This is a genomic window from Sphingobium sp. MK2, from assembly GCF_040170545.1.
Classification (GTDB): Bacteria; Pseudomonadota; Alphaproteobacteria; order Sphingomonadales; family Sphingomonadaceae; genus Sphingobium.
In genome coordinates this window covers 24,272-34,228 of the sequence record NZ_JAZDXA010000049.1, presented here as the reverse complement: position 1 = coordinate 34,228, position 9,957 = coordinate 24,272, and the positions used below count along the sequence as shown (strand labels likewise).

12 protein-coding genes are annotated in these 9,957 nt (G+C 63.5%); 11 read left to right on the top strand and 1 reads right to left on the bottom strand.

Annotated elements, in window-relative coordinates:
* Positions 1 to 410: hypothetical protein (locus tag V2I08_RS17800; RefSeq protein WP_349636211.1), on the bottom strand; the 410-nt coding region annotated here is incomplete at its 3' end.
* A gap of 388 nt (positions 411 to 798) precedes the next feature.
* Between V2I08_RS17800 and V2I08_RS17795 the strand changes: the two genes are divergently transcribed.
* The 11 genes from V2I08_RS17795 (at position 799) to V2I08_RS17745 (ending at position 9,955) form a co-directional block, all read left to right on the top strand.
* Positions 799 to 1,554, top strand: a complete 756-nt coding sequence (locus tag V2I08_RS17795; protein WP_405053672.1) for a DsbC family protein — start codon at positions 799 to 801, stop codon at positions 1,552 to 1,554.
* A 196-nt stretch (positions 1,555 to 1,750) separates the two neighbouring features.
* A complete protein-coding gene (locus V2I08_RS17790) occupies positions 1,751 to 2,065 on the top strand; it encodes a hypothetical protein (RefSeq protein ID WP_171899175.1) in 315 nt (104 codons plus the stop codon).
* Positions 2,066 to 2,196: 131 nt separating this feature from the next.
* Positions 2,197 to 2,463, top strand: coding sequence for a type IV conjugative transfer system protein TraL (locus V2I08_RS17785; protein WP_349636209.1), 267 nt, complete (start codon positions 2,197 to 2,199; stop codon positions 2,461 to 2,463).
* A gap of 5 nt (positions 2,464 to 2,468) precedes the next feature.
* Positions 2,469 to 3,104 (top strand): TraE/TraK family type IV conjugative transfer system protein, encoded by a 636-nt coding sequence (locus V2I08_RS17780; protein WP_349636208.1) that lies wholly within the window; start codon positions 2,469 to 2,471, stop codon positions 3,102 to 3,104.
* Entirely contained in the window at positions 3,088 to 3,861 is a 774-nt protein-coding gene (locus V2I08_RS17775) for a type-F conjugative transfer system secretin TraK (RefSeq protein ID WP_349636207.1), read from the top strand. The genes V2I08_RS17780 and V2I08_RS17775 overlap by 17 nt, the downstream gene beginning before the upstream one ends.
* Positions 3,858 to 5,204 (top strand): TraB/VirB10 family protein, encoded by a 1,347-nt coding sequence (locus V2I08_RS17770; RefSeq protein ID WP_405053671.1) that lies wholly within the window; start codon positions 3,858 to 3,860, stop codon positions 5,202 to 5,204. The genes V2I08_RS17775 and V2I08_RS17770 overlap by 4 nt, the downstream gene beginning before the upstream one ends.
* Positions 5,205 to 5,230: 26 nt before the next feature.
* Positions 5,231 to 5,836: a TraV family lipoprotein gene (locus tag V2I08_RS17765; protein WP_349636206.1), complete on the top strand. Its 606-nt coding sequence runs from the start codon at positions 5,231 to 5,233 to the stop codon at positions 5,834 to 5,836.
* A complete protein-coding gene (locus V2I08_RS17760; protein WP_349636205.1) occupies positions 5,833 to 8,355 on the top strand; it encodes a TraC family protein in 2,523 nt (840 codons plus the stop codon). Before V2I08_RS17765 ends, V2I08_RS17760 begins: the two co-directional genes overlap by 4 nt.
* Positions 8,352 to 8,681 (top strand): hypothetical protein, encoded by a 330-nt coding sequence (locus V2I08_RS17755; protein ID WP_120252416.1) that lies wholly within the window; start codon positions 8,352 to 8,354, stop codon positions 8,679 to 8,681. The genes V2I08_RS17760 and V2I08_RS17755 overlap by 4 nt, the downstream gene beginning before the upstream one ends.
* The gene (locus V2I08_RS17750) at positions 8,678 to 9,052 is read left to right on the top strand and encodes a hypothetical protein (protein ID WP_349636204.1); all 375 of its coding nucleotides are present in this window, start codon (positions 8,678 to 8,680) and stop codon (positions 9,050 to 9,052) included. Before V2I08_RS17755 ends, V2I08_RS17750 begins: the two co-directional genes overlap by 4 nt.
* 300 nt (positions 9,053 to 9,352) lie before the next feature.
* A complete protein-coding gene (locus tag V2I08_RS17745) occupies positions 9,353 to 9,955 on the top strand; it encodes a conjugal transfer protein TraW (protein ID WP_349636214.1) in 603 nt (200 codons plus the stop codon).
* Positions 9,956 to 9,957 lie beyond the last annotated feature (2 nt).

Sequence of the window (9,957 nt, the reverse complement as noted above, 5' to 3'; positions counted from 1 at the left end):
TTAATCTTGTCGAGCATGAGGTGATAGCTTCTCAATATGAGAACATCTTCAGCGTCCCGCATATGCAGGAGGGCCGCTAGAAAAATTTTCCAGACTTGGGGCGATGAATAGATGACACCCGCAGTTTCGATCTCGGCTGCGATCGATTGCACGAGATCCGATAAGATGCGGGATGTTCCGACATGACGGATTTTACGACCTCCCAACTGGTGCAGTTCGGGATCGAGCAACGCGTTTGCCATTTCCTCTCCCGGGCAAAGATGCAGCAAGTGGACGGCGACGAACAGGGTCGAACCATAGGACAACAGATCCCCGACCAAATGACATAGCCGGCAATGATCATTCAGGAAAAGTTGCATTCCTGCGTCGGACAGTTGGAGCTTATATGCTCTGGATGCCTGATGCGCCATTATCGCCCTCCATCTGACTTGGCAAAAAACATGCTTGTCTTGTCCATTCCCATGCATGCCGGTTGATTCGGCTAAAGTAGAACCCGAACGGCCATGGGAACAAAGCAAGAAACCGGAAATGTAATTCCGGTTTCCGGCAGTGTGGCTCCGATCATCGGCACTTCATTACCTCAAACCGGAACGGCAGTTCCTCCTGCCTTGCGACCCGGCTGCTCCTGCTGTCACTCAGGCCGAGTTGAAACGACAAGGCCGTCAAAGCCTGGCGCGGGACCAGATCATCAAGTGGTTCTCAAGGCCAGAAGCTCGACTACTACTCAGGAGACTTGCGCCCATGGACAGAACGCTATCGGTAGGTGTCGGCTTGCTCGTCGGCTTTGCGGGAACGACTATGTTCTCGACCCCCAGCATTGCGCAAGAGGCGACTGCGGTTACTTCCCCTGTGGCTTTGGGAGAAGCTGCAAAGATTGCGCAAGCGCAGCTTCAGCAGACCTTCACGAACCTGCGCTTCGAGGAATTTGGTCCAGCGCCGGTCGAAGGTCCGATCTATCAGGCAAGCGCCGGCGGCCGGATCATCTACTACGCGCCGCGCAGTGAGCATCTTTTGTTCGCGACGGTCTACGACCGTAACGGGGTCAACCTTACCGCGCTGGCGCAGGAACAGGGCGCGGCGCGACGCCTCAAGGCCATCGATCCTGCCAAGGCACTGGCGATCGGACCTGAAGATGCGCCCACGGTCATCGAATTCACCGACCCCGACTGTCCCTACTGCCAGGCGCTCGATCGCTTCTGGAGCGCCAAGGCCGCCGAAGGCAAGCCGGTCAGGCGTCTCATTTTCTTCGTGAGCGGCATCCACCCGACCGCAGCGGCCAAGGCGGAGCATATCCTATGCTCGGCAGATCGCGAGGCGGCCTACCGCGCGGCCTATTCAGGCCAGACACCGCCCACCCTGCGTCAGTGCGCGGAGGGCCGTGCCAGGGTCGCGCAAGATGCTGAACTCGTCGCCAAAATCGGCGTCTCAGGAACGCCGACGCTGATCGTCGATGGCAAACTCATCTCGGGCTTCCAGCAGGCCGAACTCGAGGCGTTCCTCGATCGGCACGCAAAGCCCAAGCTTGCAAAGGCAGCGTCCGATGCGCGGCGCTGAACGGGCGCCCGCCATCGCGGCTGCGCACAATCTCTTGGCGGAGAGCATCCGTTCTGGCCCCAACTGGCCTGCGCGGATGAACCAGGATGCCGGCGGCGGCGGGCTCATGGAGCCGTCCACCGACGCCCCGGCCGACACCGATCTTCCTTCGATGCCGGCAGGCTTGGGTTGGACGGCTCCTTTTTGGAGCAATGCTATGATGCGTACATTTGGCAGCAAGGTCCTGGCGGTGGCCAATATCGGTCTCCCTTTAGGCGCGATCGCCCTGGTGGGCGGTCCGGCCCAAGCCTTCTCGGCACCGGCCCAGGGCGATCTTGGTTACGACATATACGATATCGTCGTGAACCAGGGTGTGAAGGGTCCGATGGGATTTGTAGGCGGCGTCGCCGCTTTCCTGTTCGGCGTCTCACGCCTGTTCTCGAATATCATGATCGGCATCCCGACCATCGTCGCGGCTGTCTGCCTCATCAAGGCGGACTCCATTCTCCAGACCTTCGGGATGGTCGTCTGAGACGCGCGGCGCGGCTGCGGCCTGGCTGACCTGCCAGACGCATGCCGCACCGGCAACAGGCTGGGGACCGATGGTCGGTTCCTGGAGGATGATACCTTTGGAGGTATCATGAAGCAGGAGGAGAAGGGCAGATGGACGAACGCCTTCCGCAATATCTGCATCGGCCGGTCCAGATCCTGTGGTTCGGATCGGATGAGTTTCTACTCGCGACCTCGAGCATATTCGTGGCCGCGATCGTAGGCGGACTTGTCGGCTGGGCGCTCATCGCTGCGCTTCTCCTTTTCATTCCGTGGAAGCGGACCAAGCCCAGGGGCTATCTCCCCCATCTTTCCTGGCGCTGGGGTCTTGTTTCCTTTCCTTATTATCCGGGTCCCACCCAGACCCGCTTCTTCGAGTGAGCGCCATGGGGTTATTGCATCGCAAAGAGGGTCAGGAGGATCCGCTGCTGGGCAAACCGGCGAGCTACGGCATCCATCGCTACCTGCAGGGGTCGGCGAACCTGTTCGAGGAGAACAGGCTGCTCAAGGTCGCCATCGCGGGCATGTTCGGCGTCACCGCCGTGCTGGGCGCGGTCATCTACACGACCAACCAGAACGCCCGGACCGTGATCGTCCCGTTCGGCGCCACCGGCGACCTCCATGTCTCGGGCAACACGCCGTCCGAAGCCTATATCGTCGCCATGACGCGCAACATCGTCGCGCTGTCGGGCACATGGTCGGCCTATTCGGCAGACCGGCAGTTCCAGGAGCTGCTGGGGCTTGTCCACCCGTCCGCCTATGGCGCGATGCGCGACAGCCTCAACGCCATACTCGATGAACTGGCCAACAATCCGACGCTGTCGATCGCCACTTACATTCGCAACGATCAGCCGGTCCGCTGGACTGCCCATGAGATCGTCGTGCCGGTGGAGAAGGTCCGGGTGATCGGCGGCGTGATCCGCAAATTCCGGGGCATTTTGCGCATCGGCTACGGCATCGAAAATGGCCGTTTCTGGCTGACGCGTCTTTCCGAGGAGCAGTTCGATGTCGAAACACGCTAATTACGGCATAGGCGCATGCGCCGCCCTGTCCGGGCTACTCCTAATGGCCGTGCCAGCCTCAAGCCAGACGCTCCAGGCGCTGCCCGACCAGACCAGTCGGATACGTCTGTCCAACCGCGACATCAACCATGTCGTGTGCGAGGGCGGCGAGATCGAGGATATCAAATTCTCGGCCGAGAAGGGGCTTGCCGTCGAGAAAGGCGGATCGGACGCCTGGATCAAGTTCCTTGCCCGCGAAATCGACGATGGCGGCCAGATAACACGCAGCTATGTGACGCAGCCGTCCGAATTTTTCGTGCACTGCAACGGCGCCACCTATCCGCTTTATGCCGAACCGGCGGAAATTCCGGCGCAGACGATCGTGCTCGTCCCCGGCGCCCGGCAGCGCGCCCAGGCCAATAGCGCATTGATGGCCGCGCTGGCCGATGAAGATCGCGCCGTCTCCATCACCATGGCCCTGCTCGACGATCGCATTCCCGCCTCGTTCAGCGAGGTTGCGCCATCCGGTAGCGCGATTGCCATCGCGGCCGTCCCAGGCCTGTCGATCAGCGAGCAACGCCGTGTCGCCGTCGAGGGCGCCGGACTTTCAGCATCCCAATATCATGTGCGAACCCCGGCAGCGGTGACGCTGGACGAGCGCCTGCTGGTCGATCCGGTCCTTGGGACAGGCATTTTCTCGATCACGCTGGACCGGGTCCATCTCGATGCCGGTGAAACGGCGCGGCTTGTCGTGGTGCGCCGGGGAGCCGGGCAATGAGCGGCGAGATGGACGGGGAGCGCCCAGAAGCTCCGGCCCCTTCCCCCGAAACCCTGTCCCCCTATCAGGCGCATATTGCCGCGCAGAGCGCCGGACAAAAGGAAGAGGCCGTGCGCCGTCCGTCCCCGGCCTTGCTCGACTGGAAGGCGCAATGGGCCAAAATGTCGGCGCGACAGAAGCTGCGCGCGCGCCAGTTCGCCGTCGGCGTTGCCGTCAGCGCGCTCGGTATCGGCCTTTATGCAGCGTCCGGCAGCAAGGAGGAGGTGAAGCCCACCGACCCTGCCGCATCGCTCAACATGGGCGCAGGGCTGCGCGGCGACAGTCTCGAGGTCAAATTGCGCGGCGACCTGAAAAAGGTTCTCGATGGCCAGCAACTGCTGGGCGACAGGGTCAGCGCGATCGAAGAAGGCAAGGTCGTTCCCGGATCACATGCCCCGGGAACTCCAGGTGGCCAGACCTTCGATGGCGATCTGCCGCCCGCCCTGCCCGACAACGTTCCTGCCCTGCCCTATCCGCCCGAGACCGGCGACATCAGCGCGGATGCCGACAGGCTGCCGGCGCCGCCCACCGGTCCGGTTGCGCCGCCTGCCCCGCCCGCGCCGCCGGTCGAAAAGACGGTCGGCGCGATCGGCTCAGCGACCGGTCAGGTCGTGGCCCAGGGTGCGGGCGACAATGCCGCATCGTCGAAAAAAAAGAATCGGACGATCTATTTACCGCCTGGTTTCATGAAGGCGCGGCTCCTAACCGGGATCGACGCACTGGCGAGCCGGGACGCGACCAGTAATCCTGAACCGATCATCGCGCGGGTGCAGGCGCCCGCCGTCCTGCCCAATGAGGTGAAGGCCAACCTTGCCGGCTGCTTCGTGGTCGGCAACGCCACCGGCAGCCTCGCCAAGGAGCGAGTCGAGGTGCAGCTCGTATCGCTCTCCTGCGTGGATTTCGACGAGCATTCGATCGTCGATCAGCCGGTCAAGGGCTTCTTTGTCGATACCGACGGCAAAAAGGGCCTGTCTGGCAAGGTGGTAACGCGCGCCGGGGCGACGCTGGCGCGTGCCTTCATTGCCGGGACCATCAGCGGCATCTCGCAGTCAGTCGAAAGTACGTTCGGCAACACCTCGACCTCAGCCTTGGGCACCGTGCGCACGCTCGATGCCGGCGACGCCGCCAGGACCGGCATTGCCGGTGGGCTCTCCAAATCGTCGGACAAGCTCACCGACTTCTATCTCGATCTCGCCCGCCAGGCTGGTCCCATCGTCGAAGTGGGCGCCGCCAAGGATGTGGTCGTGGTGATCCAGGAGGGCGCCACCCTCGAAATCAAACCCGGCGCGGGAGCCAAATTCTGATGTCCGCGCCCATGGGAGACACAACGATGAAGATGCTCCGACCCTGCCTCCTCGTCTTGCCCTTTCTCGCGCTGCCCGGCTGCGCGACCATGGGATCGGTGATGTCGCCCTATAGCGAGAAATTCTCGTGCAAGAATAGCGACCATGGGCAATGCATCCATCCCGATCAGGCCTATGCCGATGCGCTCGCGGGCCGCGCCTCCAAATCCGATCCCGCCGTCACCCATGACCGCAAGCTGCTTGCACCGGACAAGAAGCGAGCCCGCGGTATGGACAAGGGGCCCGCCAGGCTTGCGGCGACACCCTCGGCTATGGCGCAACCTGGCCAGGGCAGTGTCGGCGCGCTGATCGAGGGGCCGCAATCGCCGATGCTGCGCCCATCGCGCACGATCCGTACATTGATTCTCCCCTATGCGGACAAGCAGCGTCCCGACCGGCTTTATATGGCGCGCTATGTCTATTCGATCATCGACCGCCCGGCCTGGGTGGTAGGCGACTATCTGGTCGAGCCTGGCGGGCGAACGCCCGCGCCGCCGGTGCTGCGCACGCTGCGCGAGCCCCAGCCGGGCAGCGCAGACGCGCCAACCGCAGAGGCCACCCCGCTGGCCATCCATCTGGAGAAGCGGCCATGACCGCGCGGCCCGCCCACAAGGGTCTGAGCTATCAGCGCCTGCGCGCCGCCGTGACCCGCGACGCCTATTCGGACTTCCTGCCGATGGTCGCCTGGGTCGAGGAGGAGGAAGCGTTCCTCTGCATCGACGATGGCTGGGGCCAGGCCTGGGAACTTGTCCCGTCCGCCTATATGTTCGCCCATGTGCAACAGGCGTTGCTGGGACTGCTCAATATTCATTTCCCCGAAGGGACGGTCCTCCAGCTCATCACCTTTGCCGATCCGCTGATCGATCCGGCGCTCGACGCCTATCTGGATATGAAGGTCCGCCCAGACCCGCTGGTCCAGGCCTCGGCCCAGCGCACGGCGGACTATCTGCGCGGCGGAACCCGGGGGCTCGATGCGCTCCATGCCATCCCGGTGCGCGACTTCCGGTTGTTCCTCTCGATCAAGACGCGGGTGAAGCTTGGCGCGGACCTGCGCCGTCAAGTCGAGGAGCAGCTGGCGAAGATGGGTATCCGGCGTTTGCCGCCCGACGCGCTTGTCAGCTTCTATCGCCGGATTTTCAACGGCGTCTTCGCAGCCGCGCCGGGTGTGTTCCTGAGCGAAAGCATGGGAGGCATGCCCGCCCCTTCGATCGCGCGACAGATTATCGAGGCCGGCCCGGATCTCTGTTTCGAGGGCCCCGAAGTGTTTCTGGGTAACCAGGTGGCCCGCTGCCTCACGCCCAAGGCACCGGCGCGCCGGATCACCGCCGAACGGGCCAACCGGCTCATGGGCGGGATGCGCGGGAGCGCCGAGGATAGCGACCAGATTGGCGGACCATTCCTCTATTGCCTCTCGGTCCTGTTCGACCATTCGCAGTTCGAGATCCACAAGCGCGCGCAGATCCTCTCGGCGCAAAAGGCAGCCGGCAGTTTCGCCGTCGAGGTCGGCAAGCAGATCGAGGAGATCGGCTGGATCCTGGATGAAGCCTCGAACAGCCGCTTCGTCTCGGTCATCCCCACCATGTGGGTGTTCGGTCGCGACCGCGCCCAGGCGCGCGAACTGGCCGCCCGCGCCAAGCGCTTGTGGGAATCAGAACCCCTGCCCTTCATGGTGCAGGAGGAAAGCTATCTGCTGCCCGTGCTGCTCGCGGCCAGCCTGCCCTTCGGCCTTTATCCCGAGAAGCAGACATTGAAGCTGCTGGAGCGCGATTTTCGCATGCCCGTGAAAGCCGCCAGCCTGATGGCGCCGGTGCAGACCGATTTTCGCGGCGGCGGCCGCCCGGCCCTCCTCTATGTCGGACGCAAGGGCCAGCTCATCACGCTCGATCTCTTCGACCCGCGGATCAACAATTATAATTTCATCGTCTCGGCCGAGTCCGGCGCGGGCAAGAGCTTCCTGCTCAATAATTTGTGCCAACAATATTATGCGCAGGGCGCGCTCATCCGTATCATCGATATCGGCGGCAGCTACCGTAAGCTCTGCACGCTCTGCTCCGGGCGTTATATCGACATCGGCGAGGAGCGCCTCGTCCTCAATCCCTTCGACATGGGGCTGGCGCTCGATGGCGAAGACAAGCAGTCGGCGATCGCCATGGCGGTCGCGATCGTCGCGGAAATGGCGAACGCCTCTACCCGCAAGCCGGTGACGACTTCGGAATGGAATCTGCTCAAGTCCGCCGTGCAGTGGACCGTCGACAGCGGGCGCGGCGAAGACGGCATCGACGCGGTGCGCGCTTGGCTCGGCCGCTATCCCGACAATGCCGCCTCCGACCTCGACCGGGTCGACCATCTCGTGCCGGTCGCGCGCGAACTAGCGTTCAACCTGCGCGATTTCGGGTCGCAGGGCGCTTATGGCCATTTCTTCAACGGTCCCTCGACGCTCGACATCTCGCGCGACGAATTCGTGGTGCTGGAGCTCGAACGCTTAAAGGCGCTCCCTGACCTCTTCAACGTTATCGTCATGGTGGTGGTGAACGCGGTCACCCAGGAACTCTATCTCTCGGCGCGCGACAAACCCCGCTTCGTGCTGTGCGACGAGGCCGCGCAGTTCATGACCCGCAGCGACGGGCAGGACCTCTCCCGGCTCGCCGAGGCTTTTGGCCAGGGCTATCGGCGCGCGCGCAAATATCAGGGCAGCTTTGGCATCGTACTCCAGAGCATGAACGACCTCATGCTTTTTGGCGGCACCGGACAGGTGATCCTGGAAAATGCCGCGACCAAATTCCTGTTGCAGGGCTCCACTTATGACAAGGCGGTGGACAACAAGATCCTCGATTATTCAGGCTTCGTCCTCGATCTTCTGAAATCGGTCCGGAACGCCAAGCCCAACTATTCCGAAGTGTTTATCGACAGTCCGCTGGGCCTGGGGATTGCCCGGCTGGTGGTCGATCCCTTCAGCTACTGGATCAATACCTCGGCCCCCAATGAGGTCGCCGCCTTCGAGGCGCTGGTGCGGGCGGGTCGCAATCCGCTTGAGGCGGTGTGCGAACTGGCCGGGGTCGACCCCGCGCAGGTGCTGGGCGGAGATATCCGCCCGGACGGGAGGGCGGCATGACGCACAAGCCTGTGGCCCATCCCGACCAGTTGGCGCTCGACTGGGAAAACGACCCGGCGATCGAGGCGATGATCGAAGCGCGCGTCGCGAGGCGCGCCGAGGCCGCCGCCTTCCAGTGGCGCGTGCGGCTGGTAGCCATCGAAACCTGCATGATGGGCAGTCTCGTTATCGCAGCCGGGATCGCGCTCGATCAGCCGCCGCTCCAGACCATTCGGGCGGGCATTTTGGTGGCTACCGCCTGCTGTGCGAGCGGCATGCTGCTGATCGGTCTGTCGGGCGCATGCGGGATGCTGTGCTCGCGCTTCAAACAATGGAGGGCGCGATGAAGGCAGATCACGCCAATGGCTTTGATCATGGTCTTGTCGGAGACGATGTCCATGGGCTTATCGCCTATGCGCGCAGCGTGAGCGACCCGGCGCTTGGTGTGGACGCGGTCGCGCAGGCGATCGTCACGGTCATCCAGGCGGAACGCGGCTTTGCGCGGCTGTGCTACACCCTGCTGGTGACCGGCGGCATCGCCAATGCCGTGTTTTGCGCGTTCGCGGCGGCGTGGATTCTCCAGGTTCCGCTTGTCGAAGCCATCTTCATCGGCATCTGCGCCGGAATGGGCGCGAGCTCCACGGGTCTGATCCTCATTCCCTGGGACGCAATCGCCCAGCGCCTTCGTGATTTCACCCAGCGGTGGAGGCGGACATGAACGGCATCTTCTCAGGCACGCCCGCGCCAGGGCCCATCCGCCTCCTCATCGGCAGCCAGGGGCTTGCGCTCGTGCAATCCTGTATCGCCTGGCAATTGCCCGCTATGCCCGCGGTCGTTCGCGTTCTTGGCGCGACCATAGCGATCATCGCGACAGCGGCCCTTGTCAGCGCCGCGATAGGCGAGGGGCGCGAAAGCCCGGAGCCCCATTGGAGACGGCGCCATGGTCGCTAGATTCATGGGCCTTGGCCGCCCTCGCCATGCCCGCTCGGCCCTGTCGGCACTCGCACCATTGGCGCTGATGACCGGACTGCTGACGCCCGCGCCCGTCACGGCTGCGACCAGCACCATCGGCCGCACCTGGCCGATCGCCGAACCCGATGCGCTGAGCGAGATCGAAGGCCGCGTTGCGCATGTTCCAGACATGAAAACCGCTTTTGGCCCGCGCGAACGCTGGTCGGCGATGCAACCTGCCGCGCTCGGCATCGCCCGCGCCGATCGGAACCGGACGGTGGTGCCCTTCTATACCCTCGATCAGGATATCCGGCTGCCAGGCGGAAAACTCCTCTATGCCAAAGGCTATAGCTTCAATCCCCTCGCCTATGTGGCGCTGCCCCAGCGGCTCATCGTCGTGCATCCTCACGATCTGGCCTGGGCGCTGCGTACCGCAAGGCCCGCCGATTTCATCCTGCTGGCCGCCGGTGGTCTTTCCCAGGCGAGGGATGCAGATGCCGATGCGATCACATTGGGTGAGCGTCACGGCCGGGCGCTGTTCCTGCTTGAAGAGCGCGTAAAGGCCCGGCTTGGCCTCACGGTCGCGCCGGTGATCGTCGCCCAGTCGGGGCAAAAGCTGATGCTGACCGAGGTCGCCATGCCCCCCAGTCCACAGAGGGCAGCGCGATGAAC

Excerpts from the sequence above, each read along its gene's own strand:
- V2I08_RS17795 (WP_405053672.1), top strand. The coding sequence starts at position 799 with ATGTTCTCGACCCCCAGCATTGCGCAAGAGGCGACTGCGGTTACTTCC.
- V2I08_RS17790 (WP_171899175.1), top strand. The coding sequence starts at position 1,751 with ATGATGCGTACATTTGGCAGCAAGGTCCTGGCGGTGGCCAATATCGGT.
- V2I08_RS17785 (WP_349636209.1), top strand. The coding sequence starts at position 2,197 with ATGGACGAACGCCTTCCGCAATATCTGCATCGGCCGGTCCAGATCCTG.
- V2I08_RS17780 (WP_349636208.1), top strand. The coding sequence starts at position 2,469 with ATGGGGTTATTGCATCGCAAAGAGGGTCAGGAGGATCCGCTGCTGGGC.
- V2I08_RS17775 (WP_349636207.1), top strand. The coding sequence starts at position 3,088 with ATGTCGAAACACGCTAATTACGGCATAGGCGCATGCGCCGCCCTGTCC.
- V2I08_RS17770 (WP_405053671.1), top strand. The coding sequence starts at position 3,858 with ATGAGCGGCGAGATGGACGGGGAGCGCCCAGAAGCTCCGGCCCCTTCC.
- V2I08_RS17765 (WP_349636206.1), top strand. The coding sequence starts at position 5,231 with ATGAAGATGCTCCGACCCTGCCTCCTCGTCTTGCCCTTTCTCGCGCTG.
- V2I08_RS17760 (WP_349636205.1), top strand. The coding sequence starts at position 5,833 with ATGACCGCGCGGCCCGCCCACAAGGGTCTGAGCTATCAGCGCCTGCGC.
- V2I08_RS17755 (WP_120252416.1), top strand. The coding sequence starts at position 8,352 with ATGACGCACAAGCCTGTGGCCCATCCCGACCAGTTGGCGCTCGACTGG.
- V2I08_RS17750 (WP_349636204.1), top strand. The coding sequence starts at position 8,678 with ATGAAGGCAGATCACGCCAATGGCTTTGATCATGGTCTTGTCGGAGAC.
- V2I08_RS17745 (WP_349636214.1), top strand. The coding sequence starts at position 9,353 with ATGACCGGACTGCTGACGCCCGCGCCCGTCACGGCTGCGACCAGCACC.